The 25,962-nt window shown below is 67.9% G+C and carries 26 protein-coding genes; 19 read left to right on the forward strand and 7 right to left on the reverse strand.

Going from position 1 to position 25,962, the window contains the following annotated elements; genetic code table 11:
• Nucleotides 1-54: 54 nt before the first annotated feature.
• A complete protein-coding gene (locus tag OHB24_RS17370) occupies nucleotides 55-684 on the forward strand; it encodes an aspartate/glutamate racemase family protein (protein WP_327640076.1) in 630 nt (209 codons plus the stop codon).
• 7 nt (nucleotides 685-691) lie between these two features.
• On the opposite strand, the gene OHB24_RS17375 is transcribed toward OHB24_RS17370, so the two are convergent.
• A complete protein-coding gene (locus OHB24_RS17375) occupies nucleotides 692-901 on the reverse strand; it encodes a hypothetical protein (protein WP_327640077.1) in 210 nt (69 codons plus the stop codon).
• A gap of 112 nt (nucleotides 902-1,013) precedes the next feature.
• On the opposite strand from OHB24_RS17375, the gene OHB24_RS17380 reads away from it, so the two are divergent.
• From OHB24_RS17380 to OHB24_RS17405, 6 genes are read left to right on the forward strand one after another with little or no spacing between them, the layout of a single operon-like run.
• A complete protein-coding gene (locus OHB24_RS17380; protein WP_327640078.1) occupies nucleotides 1,014-2,480 on the forward strand; it encodes a sulfatase-like hydrolase/transferase in 1,467 nt (488 codons plus the stop codon).
• On the forward strand, nucleotides 2,477-3,736 hold the full coding sequence (locus OHB24_RS17385) for an extracellular solute-binding protein (RefSeq protein WP_327640079.1): 1,260 nt from the start codon (nucleotides 2,477-2,479) through the stop codon (nucleotides 3,734-3,736). The genes OHB24_RS17380 and OHB24_RS17385 overlap by 4 nt, the downstream gene beginning before the upstream one ends.
• Entirely contained in the window at nucleotides 3,733-4,629 is an 897-nt protein-coding gene (locus OHB24_RS17390; protein WP_327640080.1) for a carbohydrate ABC transporter permease, read from the forward strand. Before OHB24_RS17385 ends, OHB24_RS17390 begins: the two co-directional genes overlap by 4 nt.
• Nucleotides 4,626-5,444, forward strand: coding sequence for a carbohydrate ABC transporter permease (locus tag OHB24_RS17395; protein WP_327640081.1), 819 nt, complete (start codon nucleotides 4,626-4,628; stop codon nucleotides 5,442-5,444). The genes OHB24_RS17390 and OHB24_RS17395 overlap by 4 nt, the downstream gene beginning before the upstream one ends.
• A gap of 13 nt (nucleotides 5,445-5,457) precedes the next feature.
• Nucleotides 5,458-6,456, forward strand: coding sequence for a LacI family DNA-binding transcriptional regulator (locus OHB24_RS17400; protein ID WP_327640082.1), 999 nt, complete (start codon nucleotides 5,458-5,460; stop codon nucleotides 6,454-6,456).
• 38 nt (nucleotides 6,457-6,494) lie between these two features.
• Nucleotides 6,495-9,017 (forward strand): ATP-binding protein, encoded by a 2,523-nt coding sequence (locus tag OHB24_RS17405; RefSeq protein ID WP_327640083.1) that lies wholly within the window; start codon nucleotides 6,495-6,497, stop codon nucleotides 9,015-9,017.
• On the opposite strand, the gene OHB24_RS17410 is transcribed toward OHB24_RS17405, so the two are convergent.
• Complete coding sequence (locus tag OHB24_RS17410; RefSeq protein WP_327640084.1) at nucleotides 8,963-9,730, reverse strand: glycosyltransferase 87 family protein; 768 nt, start codon at nucleotides 9,728-9,730, stop codon at nucleotides 8,963-8,965. The two genes, OHB24_RS17405 and OHB24_RS17410, sit on opposite strands and share 55 nt — an antisense overlap.
• Nucleotides 9,731-9,741: 11 nt before the next feature.
• Nucleotides 9,742-10,167, reverse strand: a complete 426-nt coding sequence (locus OHB24_RS17415; protein WP_327640085.1) for a glycosyltransferase 87 family protein — start codon at nucleotides 10,165-10,167, stop codon at nucleotides 9,742-9,744.
• Between the two features lie 312 nt (nucleotides 10,168-10,479).
• Here OHB24_RS17415 and OHB24_RS17420 point away from each other — a divergent pair, with 312 nt between their 5' ends.
• The 9 genes from OHB24_RS17420 (at nucleotide 10,480) to OHB24_RS17460 (ending at nucleotide 19,455) form a co-directional block, all read left to right on the forward strand.
• Complete coding sequence (locus OHB24_RS17420; protein WP_327640086.1) at nucleotides 10,480-11,328, forward strand: hypothetical protein; 849 nt, start codon at nucleotides 10,480-10,482, stop codon at nucleotides 11,326-11,328.
• Nucleotides 11,329-11,493: 165 nt separating this feature from the next.
• The gene (locus tag OHB24_RS17425; RefSeq protein WP_327640087.1) at nucleotides 11,494-13,116 is read left to right on the forward strand and encodes a sugar ABC transporter substrate-binding protein; all 1,623 of its coding nucleotides are present in this window, start codon (nucleotides 11,494-11,496) and stop codon (nucleotides 13,114-13,116) included.
• Between the two features lie 3 nt (nucleotides 13,117-13,119).
• A complete protein-coding gene (locus OHB24_RS17430) occupies nucleotides 13,120-14,073 on the forward strand; it encodes an ABC transporter permease (protein WP_327640088.1) in 954 nt (317 codons plus the stop codon).
• Nucleotides 14,070-14,945: a carbohydrate ABC transporter permease gene (locus OHB24_RS17435; protein WP_327640089.1), complete on the forward strand. Its 876-nt coding sequence runs from the start codon at nucleotides 14,070-14,072 to the stop codon at nucleotides 14,943-14,945. Before OHB24_RS17430 ends, OHB24_RS17435 begins: the two co-directional genes overlap by 4 nt.
• A gap of 17 nt (nucleotides 14,946-14,962) precedes the next feature.
• Nucleotides 14,963-15,955, forward strand: coding sequence for a LacI family DNA-binding transcriptional regulator (locus OHB24_RS17440; RefSeq protein ID WP_327640090.1), 993 nt, complete (start codon nucleotides 14,963-14,965; stop codon nucleotides 15,953-15,955).
• Nucleotides 15,952-17,424, forward strand: a complete 1,473-nt coding sequence (locus OHB24_RS17445) for an arylsulfatase (protein WP_327640091.1) — start codon at nucleotides 15,952-15,954, stop codon at nucleotides 17,422-17,424. The genes OHB24_RS17440 and OHB24_RS17445 overlap by 4 nt, the downstream gene beginning before the upstream one ends.
• Entirely contained in the window at nucleotides 17,405-18,184 is a 780-nt protein-coding gene (locus tag OHB24_RS17450; protein WP_327640092.1) for an aminoglycoside 3'-phosphotransferase, read from the forward strand. Before OHB24_RS17445 ends, OHB24_RS17450 begins: the two co-directional genes overlap by 20 nt.
• Nucleotides 18,185-18,186: 2 nt before the next feature.
• Nucleotides 18,187-18,711 (forward strand): MOSC domain-containing protein, encoded by a 525-nt coding sequence (locus OHB24_RS17455; protein WP_327640093.1) that lies wholly within the window; start codon nucleotides 18,187-18,189, stop codon nucleotides 18,709-18,711.
• A gap of 255 nt (nucleotides 18,712-18,966) precedes the next feature.
• Nucleotides 18,967-19,455, forward strand: a complete 489-nt coding sequence (locus OHB24_RS17460) for a class E sortase (protein ID WP_327641078.1) — start codon at nucleotides 18,967-18,969, stop codon at nucleotides 19,453-19,455.
• A gap of 4 nt (nucleotides 19,456-19,459) precedes the next feature.
• Here OHB24_RS17460 and OHB24_RS17465 read toward each other — a convergent pair whose 3' ends face one another.
• The 4 genes from OHB24_RS17465 to OHB24_RS17480 form a co-directional block, all read right to left on the reverse strand.
• Complete coding sequence (locus OHB24_RS17465; protein ID WP_327640094.1) at nucleotides 19,460-20,632, reverse strand: FAD-dependent monooxygenase; 1,173 nt, start codon at nucleotides 20,630-20,632, stop codon at nucleotides 19,460-19,462.
• A 1-nt stretch (nucleotide 20,633) separates the two neighbouring features.
• The gene (locus tag OHB24_RS17470; protein WP_327640095.1) at nucleotides 20,634-21,185 is read right to left on the reverse strand and encodes a TetR/AcrR family transcriptional regulator; all 552 of its coding nucleotides are present in this window, start codon (nucleotides 21,183-21,185) and stop codon (nucleotides 20,634-20,636) included.
• Nucleotides 21,186-21,266: 81 nt separating this feature from the next.
• A complete protein-coding gene (locus tag OHB24_RS17475) occupies nucleotides 21,267-21,689 on the reverse strand; it encodes a hypothetical protein (protein WP_327640096.1) in 423 nt (140 codons plus the stop codon).
• Between the two features lie 21 nt (nucleotides 21,690-21,710).
• Nucleotides 21,711-22,439: an SAM-dependent methyltransferase gene (locus OHB24_RS17480; protein ID WP_327640097.1), complete on the reverse strand. Its 729-nt coding sequence runs from the start codon at nucleotides 22,437-22,439 to the stop codon at nucleotides 21,711-21,713.
• A gap of 63 nt (nucleotides 22,440-22,502) precedes the next feature.
• Here OHB24_RS17480 and OHB24_RS17485 point away from each other — a divergent pair, with 63 nt between their 5' ends.
• The 3 genes from OHB24_RS17485 (at nucleotide 22,503) to OHB24_RS17495 (ending at nucleotide 25,962) form a co-directional block, all read left to right on the forward strand.
• Nucleotides 22,503-23,294, forward strand: coding sequence for a class I SAM-dependent methyltransferase (locus tag OHB24_RS17485; protein ID WP_327640098.1), 792 nt, complete (start codon nucleotides 22,503-22,505; stop codon nucleotides 23,292-23,294).
• Nucleotides 23,295-23,466: 172 nt separating this feature from the next.
• Entirely contained in the window at nucleotides 23,467-24,672 is a 1,206-nt protein-coding gene (locus OHB24_RS17490) for a neutral zinc metallopeptidase (protein WP_327640099.1), read from the forward strand.
• Nucleotides 24,673-24,690: 18 nt separating this feature from the next.
• Nucleotides 24,691-25,962: a neutral zinc metallopeptidase gene (locus OHB24_RS17495; protein ID WP_327640100.1), complete on the forward strand. Its 1,272-nt coding sequence runs from the start codon at nucleotides 24,691-24,693 to the stop codon at nucleotides 25,960-25,962.

Raw genomic sequence — 25,962 nt, forward strand, 5'->3', positions numbered from 1 at the left:
CCACTTTGCGCAAACGATTGCACAACCCGTCCGGCACGTGTCACCCTTGGTGCCGTGACGCGTATCGCCTTCCTTCATACCGGTGCTGTGGTCATTCCGACGTTCGCGGCGCTTGCCGCCGAGCATCTGCCCGGCGTGGAGGTGCAGAACCTGCTCGACGACAAGATCGTCGCCGATCTGGGCCGGGGTGCCGCGGTCGAGCAGCGGCTGGCTGATCTCGGTGATGCCGCGGTCGCGGCCGGCGCCGAGGCGCTGATGTTCACCTGTTCGTCGATCTCGCAGTACGCCGGTCCGCTCGCCGATCGACTCGGCGTTCCGGTGTACCGGGTCGACGAGGCGATGGCGGATGAGGCGGTTCGCGCAGGCGACCGCGTCAGTGTCATCGCGACGCTGCCCACGACGGTGCAGCCGACGGCTGCGCTCCTGCGCGAGCGGGCTGAGCTCCAGGGGCGCGACGTCCAGATCGACGAGGTCGTCGTACCGGGTGCCTTCGAGGCGGCCGTCGCGGGAGACCGTGTTCGTCACAACGAGCTGGTGGCTGAGGCCATCAAAGCGGCGTCCGGTGACGTGATCGTCCTCGCGCAGGCGTCGATGGCGTCGGCGGCCGAGGGACTCGACCTCGCCGTCCCGGTCCTCACCAGCCCCGAACGCGGCATCCGCCGCCTGGCCGAACAGCTCAACTAGCGGCGGCTCACTTGGTCGAGCGGCGTCGGTTCAGGCGGTTGACCAGGCGGTCGAGGACGCCGTAGCCGGACAGGCCGAGGATCCCGACAGCCGCCAGGAAGAGCCAGACGGCAACCGTGATGTTCGTCGGCCGGGCGATCAGCCCGGCGACGAACAGGACCACGCCGATCACCGCGAAGGAAATGACCAGGCGTCGGCTCATCGGCTCGTAGCTCACGACACCGATGCTACCCAGTGGGTAGCTCACCCCTTGACGTCGAGCGGATGCCTGCGGCAAGGTTTACAGCGCTGCATTACAGCGCTGTAAATCCCGAGCGGAGAGCAGGTAGATGCGTCCCGACATCGTCATCGTGATGACCGATCAGCAGCGGGTGGGGCTGACCCGGCGGAGCGGATATCCGGTGGACACCATGCCGTTCGTCGACCGCCTGGCGGACAACGGAACAGATTTCCGGAACGCGTACACGGCTGCGCCGGCCTGCGTGCCGGCACGTACCAGCCTGCTCACCGGCCGGTTCCCGAGCGCCCACCAGGTCCGGCAGAACAGCAACGCCCAGCACGCCCGCTACCAGCAAGATCTGCTCGACGTACTGCGGGCCGCCGACTACCAACTGCACTTCGCGGGAAAGCCGCACATGCATCGCGACGCGCAGGACTTCGACACGTACGCCGGTCCGTACTTCCACACCCAGGGACCAGAGCGGAACGCCGAGGAAAACGCTTTCGACACCTGGCTCGAGCACCTCGACCACGGCGTCTCGGACGAGCCGACGCCGTACGACGTGAAGAACCAACTGCCCTACCGGATCACCACCGACGCACTGCAGGCAGCGCAACAAGCCGACCCCGACCAGCCTGCCCTCTTCTGGGTCTCCTATCCCGAACCCCACAACCCTTACCAGGTCCCACAGCCCTACTTCGACCTGGTCAGCCCCGAGGACGTCCCCGACCGCACAACGGGGCCCGAGGCAACAGAAGTCAAGGGCGGCAGCTACGCCTGGCTGCGCAGGCTCCAGGAGGAGAAGCGGCCCGGGTACGACGACAAGTGGCGCCGGTACGCCGCGAACTACCTCGGCATGCTCAATCTCCTCGACGATCAGATCGCCCGCCTGCACGAGGGTCTCGCCCATCGCACCCGGCCGCGCCTCACGATCGTGCTCGCCGACCACGGCGACTACGTCGGTGAGTACGGCCTGCAGCGTAAGGGCGCCGGCCTGTCCGAGTTCCTGATGCGGATCCCGCTGATCATCACCGGCGACGGCGTACACCCCCAGCAGCGCGACGAACCGGTGTCGATCGTCGACGTCCTGCCCACCATCTGCGAGGCTGTCGGCCAACCGATCCCCGACGGTGTCCAGGGTCGCAGCCTCCTACCGCTCACCCACGGCGAGGAAGCACCCGAGGAGGAGTTCGGCAGCATCGTCGCCGAGCACGGGTACGGCGGTCGCGCGTACGACGTGACCGCCCGGCCACCGCTGCACTTCGGGTACGACGGCCCGACCTTCGACGAGCTGAACACCGTTACCCAGTCCGGCGCCGCGCGGATGCTCCGCAGTAGTCGCTGGAAGCTGATCGTCCATGCCGACCTGCCCGGTGAGCTGTACGACCTGGGACAGGATCCCGCCGAGCTCGACAACCTCTTCGACGACGACGCGCATGTGGCCGTCCGGGCCCGCCTCCTGCACCAGCTCGCCCGCTGGCAGGCACGGCTGACCGACGACCTCCCGAACGGCAACTACACCCCGCTCCGCCTGCCCCACAACTGGCGCTGGGCACCCCAAGGAGAACCAACATGAACACCTTCAGCCGCCGGACCCTGCTGGGCCTCGGCGCCGCCACCGCTGCGGCGATCACCATCCCTGGATGCTCCGGCAAGTCCGGCCCGATGCGCGTGTCCTGGTACGGCCCGGACCCGGTGACCAAGGCGCTCAACAAGGCCCTCGACGCGTGGAAGTCGAGCGGCGGCGCGGAATACACCGCGGAAAGCGCTCCCTTCGACGACTACTGGGACAAGCTCGCCACGCAGACCTCCGGCAACAACGCTCCCGACGTACTGCGGATGTCGATGAGCTACTTCAGCGACTACGCGGGCCGGAGTGCGCTGAAGGACCTCGGCTCGCTGGGGATCGACACGTCGGGTCTCGACAAGGACGTCGCCGCCAGCGGTGTTGCCGACGGCAAGGACTACGGGATCGGGCAGAGCTCGATCAGCTACTCGATGTACGTCGACGAGGGCGCGATCAAGAAGGCCGGCGGAACGGTGCCGGAGCAGGGCTGGACCTGGGACAGGTTCGCGGAGTTCGCCCGGGACTACTCCGGTTCGGTGCAGGGCGCGTTCGGGTCGAGCGACCAGGCCGGAAACTTCCAGCTGTTCGAGGTGTACGCGCGTCAGCACGGCACGGAAATGTTTTCCGACGACGGCGGAAAACTGCTGACCACCAAGGAAACCGTCCAGGAATGGTTCCAGTACTGGGCGGACCTGCGGAACGCGAAGGCTGCGCCGCCGCAGAACGTGAGCGGTGAGACGACGGCGATCGAGAAGTCGTTGATTGCCACCGGCAAGTCTCCGCTGCAGTTCGGCTGGGTCCAGCAGATCACCTTCTACCAGCCGCTGGTGAAGAGCCCGCTGGCCGTGCTCCCGGTCCCGCAGGGCAAGGCCGGCGATCTGACCGGCCAGTTCGTCAAGGGTCTGGACCTGTGGTGCATCTCGGCCGCGAGCAAGCACCCCGAGGACGCGGCGAAACTGATCGGGTTCCTGCTCAACGACGAGAAGGCGATCAAGGCGATCGGCATCCTGCTCGGCGTACCGCCGTCGAAGAAGGCGCGTGACCTGGTTTCCGCGGACGCTGGTTCGGCCGGTGCCCGGGCGATCAAGTACGTCGAGGACCTGGCCGGCAAGGTCGGTCCGTCGCCGAAGCCGTGGCCGAAGGGGTACGGCGAGTTGCTGACCGGGTTCGGCCGGATCGCGGAGAACATCGGCTTCGGCAAGAGCAACCCGGCAGCGGGCGCTCAGGAGTTCGTGGACCTGGCCGGAAAGACTCTCGGTCAGTGACTTCCCGATTACGGCAGAGCGTTCCGGCGTACCTTTTCCTGCTGCCCTGGCTGATCGGCGTACTCGGGCTGACGATCGGCCCGATGCTCCTGTCGCTCTACTACTCGTTCACCGACTACGCGCTGCTCAACACCCCGGAGTGGACCGGTCTGCACAACTACACGGCCCTCTTCCAGGACTCGCGGTACCTGCAGTCGCTACGCGTCACGTTCATCTACGTCGGCGTCTCGGTACCGCTCGAGATGGCGTTCGCGCTCGCCGTCGCCGTCCTTCTGAACCGAGGGCTCAAAGGTCTCGCCGTCTACCGAGCGCTGTACTACGTCCCGAGCCTGCTCGGCGGGAGTGTCGCGATCGCCCTGCTCTGGCAGCAGATCTTCGGCAGTGACGGCCTGCTCAACGACGTCCTCGGCCTCTTCGGCATCCACGGCCGTGGCTGGATCTCCGAGCCCGGTACGGCGCTGTGGACCCTGATCCTGCTGCGGGTCTGGCAGTTCGGCGCCCCGATGGTGATCTTCCTGGCCGGTCTGCGGCAGATCCCGGACGAGGTACTCGAGGCCGCCGAGGTAGACGGTGCGGGCCGGTGGCAACGATTCTGGCGGGTCACGCTGCCGCTGCTGTCGCCGGTGGTGTTCTTCAACCTGGTGCTGCAGATCATCGGTGCGTTCCAGGCGTTCACCCCGGCGTTCGTGATCAGCGGCGGCAAAGGCGGCCCGTCGGACTCGACCCTGTTCTACACGCTGTACCTGTACCAGCAGGCGTTCGGAAACTTCCGGATGGGGTACGCCGCCGCGATGGCCTGGGTACTGCTGCTGATCATCGCGGTCTTCACCGGACTGAACTTCGTCCTCGGCCGCACCTGGGTGTTCTACGGAGACGAAGGGGTACGTCGATGAGACGCGTACTGGCCCATGTCGGCCTGAGCGTGGGAGCACTGGTGATGCTCTATCCGCTGCTGTGGATGATCACCGCGTCGCTGCGGCCGAACACCGAGATCTTCTCGAGCCCGGGGCTGATCCCGGAACACCCGACGCTCGGGAACTACGCGCTCGGCTGGACGTCGACCGGGACCAGCTTCGGCATCTACATGATGAACTCGCTGATCATCTGCGCCGCGGTGGTGATCGGCAACGTGCTGACCTGCTCGCTGACCGCGTACGCGTTCGCGCGGCTCACGTTCATCGGCCGGAAAACGTTGTTCGCGCTGATGCTGGCGACGATCATGCTGCCTGCTCACGTGACCCTGATCGCGCAGTACTCGATTTTCCGGAAACTGAACTGGATCGACACGTTCTGGCCGATGATCGTGCCGAGCTTCCTGGCCACCGACGCGTTCTTCGTGTTCCTGATGGTGCAGTTCATCCGGTCGATCCCGGTCGAACTGGACGACGCGGCCCGGATCGACGGCTGCGGGGTGTGGGGCATCTACCGCCGGATCATCCTGCCGCTGCTGTCGCCGGCCCTGGTGACGACGGCGATCTTCTCGTTCATCTGGACCTGGAACAACTTCTTCAGCCAGCTGATCTACCTGTCCACGCGGACCCGGCTGACGGTGCCGGTCGCGCTGCGCGGCTTCCTGGACGCGACCGGCAGCTCGGAGTGGGGCGGGCTGTTCGCGATGAGTGTCGTCACGCTGGTCCCGGTCGTCGTGGTGTTCGTGGTCTTCCAGCGCCGCATCCTGGCCGGAATGGCCCACTCCGGCCTCAAATGAGATCCTGCCAGCTATGAGGCCGCGCCTGACCGATGTCGCCGAGGCGGCCGGGGTGTCGATGAAGACGGTGTCGAACGTCGTCAACGGCGCCGAGCATGTCCGCGAGGAGACCCGGCAGCGGGTGCTGGCCGCGATCGACAAGCTCGGGTACCGGCCGAACATCGCGGCCCGCAACCTGGCGCAGGGGCGCAGCGGGGTGATCGCGCTCGCCGTACCGCAGCTCGACCGGCCGTACTTCGCCTCGCTCGCGGCTCGGATGCTCGACGAGGCCGAGGCGTTCGGCTGGATCGTGCAGTTTCACCAGACCGGCGGCCGCCGCGAGGCGGAACTCGCCTTGCTCACCGAGCGGCATCCGGCCCGCCTCGACGGGATCGTGATGAGCCCGCTCGGGCTCACCGCGGAGGATGTGCAGAACCGCGACCCGGCGCTGCCGCTTGTCCTGCTGGGTGAGAAGGCCGGCACGGAGCACCACGCCGATCACGTCGGGATCGACAACCGCGAGGCCGGCAAGGTGGCGACCGAGCATCTGCTCGAGCTCGGTCGGCGCCACGTGATGGCGCTGGCGCCCGGACCGCGGATGGACGACGAGCGGATCAACGGGTACCGCGACGCACTCGCCGCGGCCGGGCTACCAACAGACGAGGACATCGTGCTCGCGACCGGCGGACTGCGGGGTCAGGACGCCGAGCGGACTCTCGGCGAGTGGCTGGACTCGGGGAACCCGGCACCGGACGCGGTCTTCGCGGCCACCGACTGGCTGGCGATGGGCGCGATCCGCGCGCTGGTCCTGCGCGGTCTGCGGGTGCCGCAGGACGTGGCTGTGGTCGGTTTCGACGACATCCCGTACGACCTCGCCACCCTCCCGACGCTCACCACGGTCGCGCCCGACAGGGTCGCCATCGCCCGCCTGGCACTGCAAGCCCTCCGCGACCAACGCCCACAAAACGAACCCAAGCGCCTGCAAGCCCCCTTCAGCCTCGTAGTCCGCGAGAGCACCACCGGCATCGGCTGACCCTGGCGTATGGCCGCCGCGCGACCCAGACTGGCGGCATGGGTGGGGGAATGGTGGCGATGCTGTTCTCGGACATTGAAGGGTCGACGCTGCTGCTGCGCCGGTTGGGGGACCGGTACCTGGAGGCGCTGGAAGATCATCGACGGATCCTGCGAGCGGTCTGGACGGCGTACGGCGGGACCGAGATGGGGACCGAGGGCGACAGCTTCTTCGTCGTGTTCGGGACGGCCGGCGACGCGGTCCGGGCGGCCGTCGACGGGCAGCGTCAGCTGGAAGCGCATCGATGGCCGGACGACGAGCGCCTGCGCGTGCGGATGGGGATCCACACCGGTACGCCGGGTGTGTACGACGGCGACTACTGGGGCATGGACGTCCATCTCGCCGCACGGATCGGGGCCGCCGCCCACGGCGGGCAGATCGTGGTGTCGGCCGTCACCGGTGAGCTGACGCATCTGCCCGACGGCGTCACGCTGCGCGATCTCGGCACGCTCCGCCTCAAGGACATCCCGGAGCCCGAACACCTGCTCCAAGTCACCGTCGACGGGTTGCCGGCCGACTTCCCGCCACCACGCACCATCGGGACGTCGACGAGCCTGCCGTCGCCCGCGACGCCGATGCTCGGGCGCGAACAGGACGTCGACCGCGTCACCGGTCTGCTCGACCGGCCCGACGTACGGCTCGTCACGCTGACCGGACCGGGCGGGTCGGGCAAGACCCGCCTGGCGATCGGCGTCGCCGCGGAGCTGACCACGAGGTTCCCGGGCGGGGTGCACTTCGTTCCGCTCGCGGCGGTCACGTCCGCTCGGGTGCTGTGGACGACGATCGCCGAGGTTCTCGACATCCCGCCGCGGGAGCGCGGCCGGATCGTCGCCTACCTGGCCCAGCGGACCCTGCTTCTGGTCCTCGACAACCTCGAGCAGCTCCCGGACGCCGGCAAGGTCGTCGCCGAGATCGTCGAAGGCGCGCCGCAGGTGAAGCTCGTCGCCACCTCCCGGCGAGCCCTCGGCCTCACCGGCGAGCACCTGCACCCGGTGCTGCCACTCACAGAGGCCGCTGTAGAACTTTTCGTGCAGCGCGCCCAGGCCGTCCGACCGACGTTCACGCTGACCGACGAGAACACGGCGGACGTGGTCGCGATCTGCCGCCGGCTCGACGGGCTCCCGCTCGCGATCGAGCTGTGCGCGCCACGAGTGCGGCTTCTCAGCGTGAAGGAGTTGCTCGCGCGGATCGATCAGGCGCTGGACATCGCGTCCACGAGCACCGCGACCCCGGAACGTCAACGGACGCTGCGGGACACGATCGCCTGGTCGTACGAGCTGCTCGGCCCCGAACACCGCCGTACCTTCCGCTGCCTCGCAGTGTTCGCCGGCGGCGCCGACCTGGCCGCGGTCGAGAAAGTTGCCACCGGCATCGACCCGATCGAGGCCCTCGCCGAGCTGCACGACGCCAACCTGATCACGCTGTCCGACGGACCGGACGGCACCCGCGTCCGCTTGCTGGAGACCATCCGCCGGTACGCCGCCGACGAGCTGCAAGCCACGGACGAGGACGCCGGCGTCCGTGGTGTCCACGCCCGCTACTACGCCGACCTCGCCGAGAGCATCGAGGACACCAAGAAGACCACGTCCGACCTGCCGCTCGATCGTGCCGAGATCGACCTGGACAACTTCCGTACCGCTCTCAGCTGGGCGACCGGCCACGACCTACGGACCGCTCTCCGGCTCTGTTCGGCTCTGGCCTGGGTCTGGATCGTTGGCGGCTATCTGGCCGAGAGCCGCGCCTGGCACGAGCAGATCGTCACAGCCGCCGGTACGACGTCCTCGCCGGAGCTGGCCGCCTGTCTGCGCGGATTCAGCAACGTCTTGCTCATCCAGGGGGAGGCGGAGCACGCCGAAGAGGTGGCGGCCCGCAGCGTCGAGATGGCCCAGCGGCTCGGCGATCCGGCCGGCATCGCGTACGGAATGACCGTGCTCGGCTCGATGCAAGGCCAGCGAGGGGACGCACGTGCGGCGCGGGCGACGCTGACCGACGCCGTCGAGCGGCTCCGGTCCTTGGATGACGAGTGGCGGTTGGCCCGGGTGCTCAACCACCTGGGCGGGATCGAGGAGGAACTCGGCAACTTCGAGCACGCGGAGGAGCTGCTCCGGGAGTCGCTGAGGATCACCGAGTCGCACGGGGACGCGCACGAGCTCGCCATCGTGGGGCAGAACTTCGCCTACCTGCTGACCCTCGCCGGCCGTCTCGACGAGGCCGGCAAGCTGGTCCGTGGGCTGGTTCCTACCGTGGTGGCGCTCGGCAGCCCGACTCTCACGATGGCGTTCTCGAACACCGTCATGAACCTGCTGATCCGGCGCGGCGACCCGGTCGGCGCCGCACACCTGTTCGGCGCGGAGGAGGCGATGGGCGAACGGCTCGAGATCCCCAACCCGTACCTGGACGAGGAACTCGCCGAAGCCCTCGAACTCGTCGGCGACACACTGTCCCGCGAGGACTGGGAACGACACCGTCACGTGGGCCGGACCGAACGCGTCGAGGAACTGCTCGACCGGCTGTCACTCTGAACGTACGCCGCATGAAGGATCGTGATCGCGGCGAGTACGGCGTACGCGTTCCCGAGGATCAGGTCGAAGCCATGCAGGTGGTACTCGCGGTCGTCGTGATTCGGTGCCAGCCAAGGGAATCCGAAGACCGTGACCACCGTCCACAACATGGCAAGCGCCGAACGCCGACGGAACCACAGGACCATGCAGATCGGCAGTGCCCACACCCAGTGCCCGCTCCAGGAGATCGGCGATACGAGCAGTCCGACCAGCGCTGTCACCAGAATCCCGTCCAGCCGATCAAGTCGCCGTACGGCGTGACACCCGACGGCGACCGTCAGCGCGACCGCGAGCAGCCAGATCGGGCCGATGCCCTCGACACCGCCGGCCATCCGGGCGAACACGCCGCGCCAGGCCTGGTTGCTGATGAAGTGCGTCGGACCTGGGCGGCTCGGGTCGAAGATGTAATGCGTCCAGAACTGACGGGACGCGTCCGGCATCACGACCGCGCCGATCACGATGGTGCCGGCGGTCGCTCCGATCGCGACGGCGGCCTCACGGAACCGTCGTGTCACCAGCAGGTACAGGATGAAGATGCCGGGCGTCAGCTTGATACCGGTCGCGACCCCGATCAGCGCACCGCGGAACCGTCGCGGCGTCCGGCCGAGCAGATCCACGAGCAGGAGAACGAGCAGAACCAGGTTGACCTGCCCGAGGGCGAACGTCGACCGCACCGGTTCCAGCGTCAGCCCGAGCGCGCCGACCCCGATCCCAACGCCAGCACGCGTTCTCGCGACCAGGCCGGGCGGAGCGCACGCGTCATCAGTACGCCGATCGCCAGTAGGCAGGAGGCGTTGACGAGGGTCATCACGACCCGCCCGGTGCCGGTGCCGAGGGTAGCGATCGGCGCGAACACGAGTGCCGCGAACGGTGGATACGTGAACCCGAGCGCGAGTTCCTTCGGGAACGCCAGGTGGGCGGTGTAGATGTCCTGCCCGCGCAGGAAAGCCCGCGCTGCGACGACGTACACCCGCAGGTCGCTCTGCACGTACCCGGCCGGCCACAACCACCAGCAGAACCCCAGAAACGCACAGGCCGCGACGACGAGGACCGCCGTACGTCGGCCTCGCGGCGCCGCGACCTTCGCCGGAGCATGCTCTCGAACACTCATGCCGACGACTCTCGCCGCCGGGCCTGGTGCTCCACATCGCCGTACGGGCTAATCCTTGCTCACTGCAACGAATGAGCCGGAAGTGCCCGGGCTCAATCGAAAGAGTGACGTCCGCCGGCCGTGAAGATCTCGAGGTTCAGGGCCTGCGTGCCCTTTAGGGCAGCGTTCCGGCCGAGCATGACGAAAGGTTGACTACAGCTTTCAAGCGGTTGACCGCGGACAGTGGCAACTACATACTGCTTGCACCGCCGTCGGCGGAGCTGTGGGGGCAGCTGGGGCTGGGGTTCAGGGAAAAAACAAGGGGGGCACGTCATGCATGCCTGGAAATTGATCCGTGCTGCGCTGGTGACTGCGGTCGTCGGCGCGACACTGGCAGCGGTTCCGATGACCGCCGATGCCGTACCGCCGACGAGCGCGATCGAAGTCAACACGACCTCGGTCGCGCGTGGGCAGACGTTCACGATCACGCAGACCGTGTACAACGATCGGGACTTCACGATCTCCGGCGGGAAGGCCGGGCTGTACGCGAAGGAGACATCACTGCCGGCCATGGTGGAGTTGGTGTCGTGTCCGGGTGCGTTCGCCTGTGACACGCTCGGCACCAGCGTCCGTGGCGGGGTAGGGGAGGTTCCGCCGGGTGAGTCCCGGACGGTCGTCTTCACGCTGCGGGTCGAGGCAGACGCTCCGCTGGGAACGATCACGCTGCAGCACCAGTTCATCGGGGAGAACTACGCGTTCGAGGTCTTCGACGGACCGGCGCTCACGATCTTGCAGAACCCGGCGGACGTCGCGGTGACGATGACCGCGGCGGTGACGATGGTGACGACGGCACGGATCACGTACACGGTCACGGTGAAGAACAACGGTCCGGATCCGGCAACCGGGATCCGCGTCGTCGCGACCGGTCCGGGTGCCACGGCGTACTACGCGTCGACCTGTACCAGGGTCGGCACCACGCGGTCGGCGAACTGCGACATCGCCTCGCTGGCGAGCGGCGCGAGCGTGACGCGAACGCTGACGGTGAACACCGGGATGCTCACGGCCGGTGTGCTGACCGCTACGGCGCAGCGTACGGCGAGTTCGCCGAGCGACCCGGTGGCGACGAACGACAAGGCGACGCGCACCTGCACCGCGCTGACCGGTCTGGTCGTGCGCTGCTGACAACGCACTGAAGTAGTACGACGGCCGGCGGCCGCGGGACTCGAGTCTCGCGGCCGCCGGCCATTTTGCTGTCTACGTCTTGCATCGAGGGGTGGGTCAGGTTTACGGTCCGGGTTAACGTTTAAGTGAGTGTTAGTGAGCACTTCTTCGAAACTTGGAGCAACTATGATCAGTCGGCGACGGTTCCTGCAGGTGACCGGTGCGGCGATTGCCACCTCCACGCTGGCGGCCTGCGGCGACGGCGGAGCGGCGAACGGAGGCGCAAAGGCGTCGGGCGAGCTCACGCTGCCGACGTACAAGCCGTTCGAAGGTCTGCATCCGGACTTCCCGGGGGCCGAGTCCGGCCTCGAGCCCGGGTTCCTGAAGTTCCCGGCGGACGCCGTCTCGAGCGTGAAGGCGCCGCCGCTGAAGAGCGCGGTGACCGCGCTGACCGAGACGTTCGCGACGCCTCCGCCGCCGATGGGCAGCAACCCGATGTGGCAGGCGCTGAACCAGGCGCTCGGCGGTGAGCTCAAGCTGACGATCGGCACCGACCCGGGCTACCCGGAGAAGTTCGCGACGCTGCTGGCCAGCGACTCGCTGCCGGACCTGATGTGGCTGCCGCCGAACCAGGGCATCCCGAACATCGGCCCGATGCTCGAGGCGAAGTTCCAGGACCTGACCAAGTACCTGTCCGGCGACGCCGTCCTGGAGTACCCGAACCTGGCCGCGCTGAAGCCGGCCTCCTGGCGGACCGCCGTGGTGAACGGGAAGATCTGGGGCGCCCCGATCCCGTCGACGCCGTTCGGCCAGGTGATGATGGGCAACCCGAAGACCTGGGCGAAGGTCGGCGGCCTGCAGTGCGCCACCGCGGACGAGTTCTTCGCCAAGTGCAAGGAGCTCACCAACGGCACGAACTACGCGCTCGAGCCGGCGATCATCAACATGCTGCACATGTTCGGCGAGTGGTTCGGCGCCCCGAACGGCTGGCGCGTGAGCCAGGACCGGTCGCTGACGCACCTGTACGAGACCGACAACTACAAGGCCGCCGTCGAGTACGCCGCCAAGCTCTGGGCCGCCAAGGTGTTCTACCCGGACCTCAACCTGGCCGACGCCACCCCGAAGACCGTGAACGGCCAGATCGCCGCCCAGGTCGTCGTCGGCCCGCGCGCGACCGCCGACTTCCGGAACCTCGACCCGTCGCTGTTCGTGGACACCATGATCCCGTTCGGCCACGACGGCAAGGCGAAGCCCGTCTACGACATGGGCTACGGCACGGTCGGTTTCACGCCGTTCAAGAAGACCGACGAGGGTCGTATCCGCGAGCTGCTCGCGCTGATGGACTACCTGTCCGCGCCGTTCGGCACCAAGGAGTACCTGGTCAAGAACTTCGGCGTGGAGGGGCAGCAGTACTCATTGGATGCGCAGAAGAACCCGGTGCTCACCAAGGCCGGTCAGCAGCAGGCGCCCGGTCTGGTCAGCGCGCTGCAGATCATGAACTCCCCGGAGAGCGTGATCTTCAACCCGGCGAACCCGGACGACACCAAGAAGATCTACGCGACCGAGCAGCAGTTGCTGAAGTTCGCGATGCGGAACCCGACGGCGGGCACGTACTCCGACACCTCGAGCAAGGTCGGTCCGAAGCTGACCGCGGCGTTCCGGGACACGATCGTCGACATCGTCACCGGCCGGCAGAAGCTCGACGCGTACGACGCGGCGCTCAAGCGCTGGAAGTCCGGTGGCGGTGACAAGATGCGCGACGAGTTCGCGGCTGTGCTCCCGTCGAGCGTTCCGGTCACCGGGTCCTGATAGATGCTGAAACGAACCTCCTCCGTCGCGCGGACCAAGAACGGCCTGCCGCTGAAGGCGAAGTGGCGCCGGGACTGGCAGATGGTCCTGCTGATGATTCCCGGCGTCGTCTTCCTGCTGGTGTTCTTCTACCTGCCGGTGCTCGGAAACGTCGTCGCTTTCCAGGATTTCCAGCCGTACCTCGGCATCATGCACAGCGAGTGGAGCGGCCTGCAGAACTTCGTCAACCTGTACGCGAACCCGGACTTCTGGGACGCGTTGCGGAACACGTTGTTGCTGGCCGCCGTCCAGTTGCTGCTGTTCTTCCCGGTGCCGATCGGGCTGGCGCTGATCGTCGACTCGCTGGTCAGCAACCGTTTTCGGCGCTGGTTCCAGACGATCGCGTACCTGCCGCACTTCCTGTCCTGGGTGCTGGTCGTGACGCTGTTCCAGCAGTCGCTCGGCGGGGCGGGGTTCATCAACAACCTGCTCCGGCAGGCGGGCCTGGACCCGATCCCGTTCATGACCAACCCGGACACCTTCCCGCTGCTCGTCGTCGCGCAGCTGATCTGGAAGGACGCCGGCTGGGCGATGATCATCTTCCTCGCGGCGCTGACCACCGTGGACGTCTCGCTCTACGAAGCGGCCGCGGCGGACGGCGCCGGGCGCTGGCGGCGGCTGTGGCACATCACGCTGCCGGCGCTGCGGACGGTCATCGTGCTGCTGCTGATCCTGCGGATCGGTGACATCCTCAGCGTCGGGTTCGAGCAGTTCATCCTGCAACGCGACTCGGTCGGTCCGGGTGCTGCCGAAGTACTGGACACGTTCACGTACTACGCCGGCGTGGTCGGCGGCGACTGGAGCAGCGGGGCCGCGGCCGGGCTGGCCAAGGGCGTGGTCGGTGCGTTGCTGCTGTGGGGTGCCAACTCACTCGCTCACCGGCTCGGTGAGCCAGGAATCTTCCAGAGGCGCTCATGAGACCTGTGTGGAAAGAGAATCCGTCGCCGGGGTACCAGGCGATCAAGGCGGTGATCCTGGGCGGGTTCGCGCTGGTGATCGTCGTACCGATCCTGGTCGTGATCTCGACGTCGCTGGCCAGTGACAAGGACATCATCGACGCGGGCGGGTACGTGCTGTGGCCGTCGCATCCGACGGTGAAGGCGTACCAGACGCTGTTCAGCGGCGGCCTGATGGGCCGGGCGATCCTGGTCAGCGTCTTCGTGACGATCGTCGGTACGGCGATCGCGCTCGCCGTCACCATCGCGCTCGCGTACGCGACGTCGCGACCGGTGCTGTTCGGGCGGCCGGTGCTGCTGATGGTGCTGTTCACGCTGCTGTTCGCGCCGGGCATCATCCCGATGTTCCTGGTGGTGAAGCAGTTCGGGCTGCTCGACAGCCTGTGGTCGCTGATCCTGCCGGGCGCGTTGGGGGCCTTCAACTTCGTCGTACTGCGGACGTTCTTCATGAACGTGCCGGGCGAGTTGCTGGAGAGCGCCCGGATCGACGGCGCGAGTGACTTCACCATCCTGCGCCGGATCATCATGCCGTTGTCGAAGGCGGTGATCGCCGTCGTCGGGCTGTTCTACGCGGTCGGGTTCTGGAACGCGTTCTTCAACGCGCTGCTGTACCTGAACGACACGTCGAAGTGGCCGGTCCAGGTGATCCTGCGGACCTACGTCCTGCAGGGCAAGTCGCTGTCGGCCGACCAGCTCGGCGTCCACCCGCCGCCGCAACCCCAATCACTGCAGATGGCCGTCGTCGTGGTCGCGCTGGTGCCGATCGCCATGGTGTACCCGTTCCTCCAACGGCACTTCACCAAGGGTGTAATCACCGGCGCGGTCAAGGGCTGATCTGCAAGAATCTAGATATGTCCTCACCTTTGGCAGAGCGGCCGACGCTGCGGATGGTGGCGAAGGAGGCCGGTGTCTCGGTCGCGACCGTGTCCTACGTGCTGTCCGGACGGCACCGCAGCCACACGATCAAGGACTCGACCGCGGACCGGGTCCGCGAGGCCGCGTCGCGTCTGGGGTATCGGCGCAACGACGCGGCCCGTGCGATCCGGACCGGCAAGTCCGATCTCGTGCTGCTGTCGCTGAACGTGCTCGCGGACCCGTGGTCGCAGGCGGTCGCGGCCACGGTCAGTACGGCGGTGAGCCCGCTCGGAAAGACCGCGCTGATCGTCGCGGACGGCGACTGGCGGACCGTGCTGTCCAACCGGACGCCGGACGTGATCTTCATCGACAGCATCAAACCGGACCCGGAACAGATCGCCGAGCTGGAGGCGTTCGCGGCGCAGGGCGTGCAGATCGTGGCGTTCAGCGAAACCCTGGAACCGCAGGGCTTCGACGTGATCCGGTCCGGCGCCGAGCCGCGCTGCCACCTCGCCGTGGAGCACCTGCTGGAACGCCACGACCGGGTCGGCGCGCTCACCTCCCGGACCACCGGCTTCGCGCGCTTCGACGCGTACGTCAACACGATGCGCGGGGCCGGCAAGCCGATCAGCAGCGACCACATCGAGGTCTTCGAGCAGCACCCTGAGGGCGCGTACCGGGCCGCGATGGCGCTGCTGTCCAAGCCCGATCGTCCGACCGGGCTCTACTGCACCACCGATTTCGCCGCGATCGCCGCCGTCCGGGCGGCGCACCGGCTGCGCATCGACGTACCGGGGGATCTGGCGATCGTGGGGGTCGGGAACACGCCCGAAGGCGAGCACCTGGACCCGTCGCTGTCGACTGTCGGACCGGTCGGGTTCAACGAGGCGCTCGCCCGGATCATCGTGAGCAGGCTGACCGACCGGGAAGGCGCACCCGGCGAAGTGTTCGATTTCCCTTGGCAACTGCTCGTCCGGGAGTCTTCTTGAGTCAACCAAACGTCGTCCTGATCTGTGTGGACGAGTGGCGGGGCGATGCGATGTCGTGCGCCGGTCATCCGTACGTCGAGACGCCGCATCTGGACGAACTGGCGCGGAACGGGGTGCGGTTCAGTCGCGGGTACTCCGCGACGCCGACGTGCGTGCCGGCCCGGGTGGCGTTGTTCACCGGGCAGTCGCAGGAGCGGCACGGGCGCGTCGGGTACACGGACGGCGTACCGTTCGACACCGCGCATCCGGTGACGGTGCAGGGCGAGTTCCGGCGCGCCGGGTACCACACGCAGGCGATCGGGAAGATGCACGTGTGGCCGGAGCGGGCGCGGCTCGGATTCGACGACGTGATCCTGCACGACGGGTTCCTGCACCACTCTCGGCGTGCTTACCGGCAGCAGTTCGGGTTCTTCGACGACTATGTGCCGTGGCTGCGGCGGCAGCCGGGGGTGTCGCCGGATGCGGAGTACTTCGACCACGGGGTGAACTGCAACTCGGTGGTCGCGCGGCCGTGGGACAAGGCGGAGGAGTTGCACCCGACGCACTGGATCGGCACGCAGACGATCGACTGGCTGTACCGGCGGGATCCGACGCGGCCGTTCTTCCTGTACTTGTCGTTCCATCGGCCGCATCCGCCGTACGACCCGCCGGCCTGGGCCTACGACCAGTACAACGCGTTGCCGCCGTACGAACGTCAGTTGGGTGACTGGGAAGACGACTGGGACGAGTTCCGGCGGGACGGGGACTACCAGGCGGCGATCGGGGACCTGCCGGATCGCGTCGTACATCGCGCGCGAGCCGGGTACTACGGGCTGATGGCGCAGATCGACCTGCAGATCAACCGGATCCGTGAGGCGCTGGTCGACTTCGGGGTGTACGACGACACGATCATCGCGTTCACGTCCGACCACGGCGAGATGATGGGCGACCACCGGATGTTCCGGAAGTCCGTGCCGTACGAGGGGTCCGCGCGGGTGCCGTTCATCGTTGCGGATCGTGCTGCGGCTGGTGGTACTGTTCGCGGCGGGGTTGTGGATCAGGTGGTCGAGCTGCGGGACGTGATGCCTACGCTGCTGGACCTGGCCGGGGTGCCGATTCCGTCGTCGGTGGACGGGGTGTCGCTGGCGCCGTTCCTGCGGGGGGAGTCGGTGCCGGTGCGAGAGTGGTTGCACGGCGAGCATCTGCATTTCGGGCAGTCGATCCAGTGGGTGACGGACGGGAAGATCAAGTACGTCTGGGGTTCCTCGCTCGGCGTGGAGCAGTTGTTCGATCTTGTCGCGGATCCGGGCGAGCTGCGGAACCTGGTGAAGTCCGAGCCTGAGCTTCTCGAGTTGTGGCGGTCGCGGTTGATCCAGGACCTGACCGGGCGCGAGGAAGGGTTCGTTGCCGACGGCAAGCTGGTGACCGGGCGTCCGGTGACCGCGATCCTCAACCACACCAGGGAACGCGTTGCACGCGCCGCCGGCTGAGGGCTGGGAGCCGGTCGACATCGGCGAGTCCGACACGTCCGTCTACCGCCGAGGCAACACGTTCGCCAAGTGCTGCGGCCCCTCCGGCGTCGCCGAACTGGCCGCCGAACGCGACCGCATCACCTGGCTGGCTGGAACGGGATTCCCCGGCGCGAAAGTACTGGACTGGACCCCGACCCCAGCCTCATCCGGCGGGGTCGGGTTGTCCTCGGGTGGTGCTTGTTTGGTGACTTCGGCAGTGCCGGGAGTTCCAGGGGACACCCTCCCGCCTGCGTCGCACGATCGTGCCATGCGGAGCCTCGGGGCGACCCTTCGTGAGCTGCATTCGCTGACCGACTGCCCGTTCGAGCGGCCGCTGGCGGACGTGATCGCGTCGGCGGCCGACGTCGTACGGCGGGGTGCTGTCAACCCGGCGTACCTCACCGACGAATGGCGCCGCCTGCAGCCGTCGGAGCTGCTGGCCGAAGTGGTTGCCGAGCGCCCCTATATCGAGAAAGTCCTGGAACCGGTCGTCTGCCACGGCGACGCCTGCCTGCCGAACGTCTTCTTCGACCCCGAGACCCTCGAAGTCACCGGCCTCATCGACCTCGGACGCCTCGGCGTCGCCGATCGGTACTCCGACCTCGCCCTCACCACGATCCAGCTCCACGACGAGTGGTCCGCCGACCCGGCACCGTTCCACGAGGCGTACGGCGTACCGGCCCCGGACCCGCGCCGCCTGTACTTCTTCCGCCTCCTCGACCCACTCACCTGGGGTTGACCATGAGAGTCGAGCTCGTCGCCCTCGTCGTATCCCGCGAACACGCCTTCGAAGGACGCCCGCAGGACGGCCCGCGCCCCGACCCCGAACCGGTCGCGCGTACCGAGATCGAGGTCCGCGCCGACCTCGGCATCGTCGGCGACCGCTACTACGCCCAAGCGATCCACAAGAACGCCGCCGTCACCCTCATCGACGCCGCCTCCCTCGACGAGGTCGAGCGCGTCCTCGACCTGGACGCACCCCTCGACCCGCACCTCACCCGGCGAAACATCACCCTGCGTGGTTTCCCGATCGACGAACTCGCCGCCCACCGCGCCGCCGACGGCACCCGCGTACCCGGCCGTCGCTTCACGTTGGGCTCGATCACCTTCCAGGCGAACCGCCCGGCCAACCCGTGTGCGTGGATGGACGAGGTCCTGGCCCCCGGCGCGATGCAGGCGCTGCGCGGACATGGCGGCATCCGCGCCACCCCGCTGACCTCCGGAGTACTCCGGCTCGGCCCGACCGAACTCGCCGTCCTGGACTGAGGCTTTCGCTCGACTTTTGGTCTCGCGGCCTACCGTCGAAGTGTGAGGCTGGTGGGTGCGCTCGTCGTGGTGACTGCGCTGGCCGGATGCAGCGACACGGCTCCGACCAGTAGCTCACCTACGCCATCCAACCGAACCACCACAACCACCAGCCCAACGCCACCGACAGAACCCGCCCCGACCCCCTCTCCGGTGCGCCCGCCGACGAAGACTGCCGTACCTTCGCCCCGGCCCACGGTGTCCGGGCCGGTGAGTATGTCGATCCCCGCGATCGGCGTGCGGAACCTGCGGGTCGTCGCCTACACCGGCACCGCCGACGACCGGCCGGGCACCCGGATCCAGGACCGCGGCGTCGCCGCCAGCCCACGCGGCCAGGCCGGCGGCGTCGGACCCGGCGAGATCGGGAACTTCATCGTGACCGGCCACCGTGTCAGCCACGGACGACCGCTGGAGAAGGCACCGGAGCTGAAGAACGGCGACCACGTCCTGATCAGGGCCGGCGGAACGGTGTACGACTACGTGATCACGCGGACGATGACGATCTCCTTCCGCAAGCCCGCCGAGAAGGCGCAACAGAACGCCGCCGTACCAGGCAGCCCCGGCGCGACGCCGACCCAGCCGATGCTCACCATCTCCACCTGCGCCACCCCCGAGGACCACGCCGCCGGGAACTACTGGGCCGACGAGCTGGGCAACCCCGAACACCGCATCAACAAGATCGGCGTCCTGGCCGCCACTCGCTGATCGTTCAGCGGGTCGGCTGCAGGTCCCGGATCAGCGTGGTGGGCTTGCCGGCGAGCGCGGCCGGGAGGAGGTTGCGGAGAACCGGCAGGCGGAGGAACCGGAGCAGCACGCGCCGCGCGACCAACTCGAGCCGGGACTGCGGCAGGAACCATCGCGCGGTCGACCGCGCGACCTTCTGCTTCTCCTCGACGACAGGTCGCCAGACCTGTTCGTACTCCGCCATACCGGCCTCGATCGACGACGAGCTCACCAGCTTCTCCGCGAGCAGGAACGCCCCGGCGATCCCGAGCGACGCGCCCTGCCCGGCGAGCAGCGACACCGCCCCGCACGCGTCACCGACCAGTGCGACCCGCCCCGAACTCCACCGAGGCATCACGATCTGCGCGACCTGGTCGTAGTAGATCTGATCGTCGTCCGGACACAACTCGAGAGCCTGCGGCACCACCCAGCCGAGATCGGCGTACGCCGACCTGATCGCCTCACGCGTGTCCGCCGGAGTGACGGGATCCGTCGTACGGTGCACCGCGAACGCCGCCACTCTCCCGTCCCGCAGCGCGTAGAACCCGAACTGGCTGCCCATCGTGTCCGTCAGACAGAACCGCCCGCCCACCTCGGCATGGATCGCCGGCGCGTCGAAGCTGTACGCCGCGGTGTGAAAACCGAGGAACCGCAGGTACGACGACTCCGGCCCGAACACCAACCGGCGTACGGCGGAATGGATGCCATCGGCACCGATCAACAGATCCCCGTCCAGCGTCGATCCGTCCGCGAACTCGACCTGTACGCCGTCTTCGCGCGGCGTGACGCCCGTGAGCGTTGCGCCGTACCGCAGGCTCACGTCGCTCGGGAGGTGCTCGCGCAGGACCTGCTCGAGGTCCGGCCGCATCACGCTGAGGACGTCTCCCTCGGCGAACTGCAGGATGTTGATGCCCGCCTGCTGCCGGCCGTCCTCGTCGACCAGGACCGCCTCCTCGACGTGGTACGCGACCTCCTGCATCGCGGGCAGCAGTCCCATCGCGCGCATCGCGTCGTACCCCGGGCCGAAGAAGTCGATCATGTAGCCCTGCGGGCGAGGGCCGGGACTGCGTTCGACGACGGTGACGTCCTGGCCGAGCGCCGACAGGCGGTTCGCCAGCGCGAGTCCGGCGATCCCGGCTCCGCAGATGATCGCGTGCATTTCAACTCACCAGCCTTCGGAGAACGGTGGTCAGGGCGGGGGATTCCGGTCCAAGGGTCCGATGCAGGAGCAGGCCGTCGATGGTCGCTGCGAGAACGGCGGCGGTCGCGGCCGGCTCGGCGACCTCGTGGATCGTCAGCCAGTCCGCCACGCGGGTCCGGAAGTCCGTCACCAGGCCGGCGATCTGCGTGTGCAGACGCGGGTCGCGGGTCGCGGCCAGGTAGGTCTCGGTGAAGAGCAGTGACATCGGGTCGGTTCCGTCGTACTGCTCGATCGAGGCCAGCAACGCGTCGATCGCGGCCGCCGGGGTGGTCGCGGATGTGAACAGTTCGTCGGTCGTCGCGAGCACTTGCCGCATTGCGGTGACCGTGGCCTCGGTCAGCACGTCCTGCACGGACGAGAAGTGGTAGTGCACGACGCTCGGGGTGACGCCGGCGCGCTCGGCCAGGATCCGCGTACTCACCGCGGACCAGCCGCGCTCGGGGATCAGCTCAGCGGCAGCAGCCAGGAGCCGCTGCCGCACCTCCTGACCTTGTTTCGCGGTCGGTGCCATCGAAATCCTCCAGGGCGATCGTCCTGTACGATCGTCCTGATCCTAGGACGTGCGACAACGCGAGGGCAAGCGGGCCCGGAGTTACTTGCGGCCGAACTTCCACCATTTCGGCTTGTTCATCTTGATTTCGTCGTCGGTCATCGGCGGCGGGACCGGGGGCCGGGACTCCTCGGTGAGGAAGTTGCCGGACTCGGTGTCGTACGGCGTGACGCCGAGGCGGCGGCTGATCTCCATGACGATCGGGATCGACCGCGGGCCGTCGTTCAGGTAGAACGTGATGTCGCGGACCTCGACGCCCTTGCCGATCGTCATCTCGACGTCGTACTCCGGACTTCGCAGCGCCAGCCAGGACGGTTTGCTCGTGTCCACGTCCGGCACCACTTCCCGGACCTTGGCCACCACATCGGTCACCATCCCTACGGCCGGCGGCTCGTAGTCGACCGGCATGTCGTCGAGGCGCCGTACGCCTCCTGGCCCACGCATCGCATACACAGCCCAGCTCATGCCCCCAGCATGCCAGGCGGGTCAGTGCTTGCGGGCGGCGAGGATGGCGAAGGTCAGGTATTGGCCGTTGTCGGCCTCGAGCATGTCGAGGGCGCCGTCGCGTTCGCCGCGGTACTCCGAGACCGCGCGGGACCACTTGATCCAGTCGGCCCAGCCGTTCTCCTGCAGGCGCGCGGCGGTGACCTCGACGAGCTCGGTGATCTCCCACTGGAACCGCCACCAGTCCGCGGTGTGCCAGGCGAGCGCCTCCCAGCCGACCATCTTCTTGATGTGCTCCGGGATGTGGCCGAGCGCGCGGACCTCCTGGGTCATCGCCGGCGTCGCGACCCCGAACTGCCCGCCGGGCTTCAGGAACGAGGTGATGTAGGACAGGTAGTTGTCCGCGGTGCCGAAGTACTCGTAGGCGTCGACGCAGACGATCGCGTCGAAGAACTCCCTCGCGAACGGGAGCGTGTGGGCCTCCGCCTTCAAGGTCACAATCTCCGGGTTGTCGATGTTGGTGGCCGCCTCCGTTGGGTCCACCCATAGGTCGGCGGCCCAGACCTGTACGCCGTACTCCTTCGCGAGGAAGACCGCGGTGGCGCCCTTGCCGGAGCCGAGGTCGAGGACGCGCATCCCTGGTCGCAGGTCGAGCTCGCTCGCGAGATCCTCCAGCATCCACAGGGGATTCGGGCCCATGTCCCGGGCCAGGAGCCAGTTCGCGTCGTACTTGTTGGACCTCGGGTAGTCGTCGTGCTTCAGGTCTGCCACTGGCACAGGGTAGCGAGATCAAAACGGGATGTGCCTGGCATTTTTCGCGGGCAGAGTGGATGGATGACTCAACTTGATCCGGTGATTCGCTCCTACTATCGAGACCGGTACGTCGAGGACGATCGGCTGGTCGTCCCCGGGCACGGCCGGCTCGAACTCCTGCGTACCCAGGAGTTGCTGCGGCGGTGGCTGCCGCCTGCGTCCGACGTACTGGATGTGGGTGGTGCGACCGGCGTCCACGCGCGATGGCTTGCGGCGGACGGGCATCGGGTCACGCTGGTGGATCCGGTTCCGGAGCACGTGCAGCAGGCGGCGACGATCGGGACCTTCGCGGCGGAGGAGGGCGATGCGCGGACGCTCCGGCAGGCGGATGCGAGCGTGGACGTGACGCTGCTCCTCGGTCCGCTCTACCACCTGGTCGACGCTGCGGATCGTGCGCAGGCGCTGGCGGAAGCGGTACGGGTGACGCGCCCCGGCGGGGTGGTGGTCGCCGCGGGCATCAACCGGTACGGCGGCCTGCTCGAGGCCGGCAGCAACGGCACCCTGACCGACGAGAACCTGCACCTGTTCCTCGACGCTTTCGCGTCCGGCAGCATCGACGGCTCCAAGGGCTTCACCGTCGCCTACTTCCACCACGCCGCCGAACTCGCCACCGAACTCACCACAGCCGGCCTCACCGACGTCGAGGTCCTCGGCGTAGAAGGACCCGCCAGCAACATCCTCGAGAACGCCGCCCCCGACACCATAGAAACCCTCCTCCCCTCAGCCGTCCTCCTCGCCCGCCAAGTCGAATCCGACCCCAACCTCCAAGCCGCCAGCCCCCACTTCCTCGCCCACGGCCGCGTAGTCGACTGAATGCGGTGTGTGGCGACCGGTCGCGGAATGATGTCAATAGGTGCAATCTGGTTCACCGGATGGTGGTCCAGGCCGTAATATCGTGCGGCGGCCGGCACTGGGGGTGTTCCGGCCTTTCTGATGCATCGGGGTGGGACCGGCGGTGACCGGTACTGGGGAGAAGCGGGAAGTTATGGCGGACAAGCCGGCACCCAAGCCTGGGCACTTCCTGCCGGGCGGCAACGGTGACGAGATCACGAATGACGACCGGAAACCGGGGGTTTCCGCACCGTCGGGGACACCGTTGGCGGCACCCACGCCGCGGCTCGGCGGGGAAGCGCCGCCGACACCGCCGCAGTTGAGCGGGTCCCGGATCGACTCCCGCCGTACGACGCTTTCCGGCAGCCGCCTCGGCCCGCCGCCGGCCGACGACCGCGCCGCCGCGGCGTACCGGGAGGTGTTCCACCCGGAGCCGGTGCCGTTCGTCCCGAAGAAGCGGTCCAAGGGCCTTGTCGCGCTGATGGTCGCCGCGGTACTGCTGTTTCTCGGCGGCGGCGCGACGTTCGCGGTCAAGGTGATCTCGTCGTCCAGCTTCAACCTCCCGAACCCGAACGGCACGCCGTCCGCGAAGCCTAGCGGCGCGGCGACGACCAAGGGCCCGGTCGGCAAGGGGACCCCGGACACCGACATCGTCGGCAAGAACGCGATCTACTCCGCCGGGGCGCTGGCCGTGGCGAAATGCGCGGAACCCGCGTTCCGTCCGACGTCCAAGGAAAACGTCCGCTCGTACTACCAGGCGCTGACCGCGTGCATGGACAAGGCCTGGGGTCCGATCGTCACCAAGGCCGGGTTCGAGTTCCGGTCGCCGAACCTGATCATCTTCGACGACGGCGACGAGACCGCGTGCGGCGTCCAGCAGGACCTCGCGCTCTACTGCCAGGACGAGCACGGCGGCAGCGCGACCATGCCGTGGCAGAAGATCGTCGAGGACTACCCGAAGAACAAGGCCGTGGTGCGCGCGGAGATGGCGCAGTCCTTCGGCTTCGTGTACGGCGTACATGTGCAGAACCTGACCGGGATGGCCGAGGCCTCCGACAACCTCGCCGACACCGCGGCGAGCAAGACCGCGCAGCTCGAGGTGAACCGGCGCGCCGCGCTCCAGGCGTACTGCTTCGGCGCGGTGTTCTTCGGTGCGGCCAAGGCGAGCTTCCCGTTGCGCGGCGAACTGCTCCGCCAGTGGAACGGACTGATCCAGCGGCGCGGCGACGAGCACACCAAGGACAAGGTCCGCGACCACGGTTCCAGCAAGAGCCTCGCGCTCTGGATGAACCAGGGCCTCGCGACAACCAACCCCGGAGCCTGCAACACTTTCGTCGCAGCATCCGCCAAGGTCAGCTGAGCGAGATGGGAACGATCGATGCCTGACTCCGAGGAAGGTGTGCCGGGGCCCGGGCACTTCGCGTCCGGTGAACCGGCGACCGGCTCACGCCCGCTGACCCTGAAGAGCGCGCAGCCCGACGGTCTGGGGCGAGCCCGGTCGGTGTCGCTGGACGACACCCCGATGCGCCGCAAGGCGCGTCCGCTGCCGACCGAGCCGGGTACGACGAGTGAGTACAGCGGCCCGCCCGTCGCGCCGCAGACCGGCGTACCGGTCACGCCGCTGACCGGCACCCGCCGCGTCGGCGGCCCCCGCCCGACCGGCTGGCACTCGAACCCGTCCCGCTCTGGCGCCCAGTTCACCACTGATCCGCCACCGGCCGCCCCGCCGCGCCAGTACTCCCGCCCGATCGTCGCCGGCCTGTCGGTCCTCGTCATCCTGATGCTCACCGGCGCCACCATCGCCGGCTTCCGCCTCGTCGACTCCTACGGCAACGTAGACAACCCCCTCGCCCAACCCTCGGTCAGGAAGTCCCAGGCCCCGCTCCCTGTCCCCCCGAATCCCACGGTCACCGTCACGGCAACGAACGTCCCAGACCTCGTCCGCCTCCGCCAGAACGAGATCTACGCGGCCGGCAAGGTCGCGACCGTGAGCTGCAAGGAACCTGCGATCAAGCCGGACTCCCAATCGGCGATCCTCAGGTACTACCGGGCTCTCCTGCCCTGCCTGGACAAGGCGTGGGCGCCGGTCCTGAAGAAGGCGCATTACCCGTTCCGTGCGCCGAAGGTGGTGCTGCAGACGAACCAGAACACGTCCGCGGCCTGCACAGGCGAGGAGAACGTCGCCTTCTACTGCTCGACCGACGAGACCATCTACGTCAGCTGGAAGAAGGACCTCAAGTACTACAAGGACGAACCGCTCGCGGCGCGGGTGTGGATGATCGACACGATGGCGCACGAGTACGGCCACCACGTGCAGAACCTCACCGAGATGCTCACCGCCGCCGGGTCCCGCGAGGGCTGGGCGAAGACGAAGGCGGAGGAACTCGACTGGAGCCGGCGTACCGAGCTGCAGGCGAGCTGCTTCGGCGCGGCCTTCCTCGGCGCGAACAAGAAGTCCCTCGGCCTCTCCGGGCGCAAGCTGGAGCTCTGGGAATGGGAGACCCAGCACAGCGGCGACGAGTACAACCCGAAGAAGATCCGCGACCACGGCTCCCGCAAGAACCATTGGCTCTGGTCCGAACCCGCCTTCAACTCCGCCGACCCTAAGGTCTGCAACACCTTCACCGCCCCCGCCGCCAAGGTGAGCTGA

This window comes from Kribbella sp. NBC_00482 (genome assembly GCF_036013725.1).
Lineage (GTDB): Bacteria > Actinomycetota > Actinomycetes > Propionibacteriales > Kribbellaceae > Kribbella.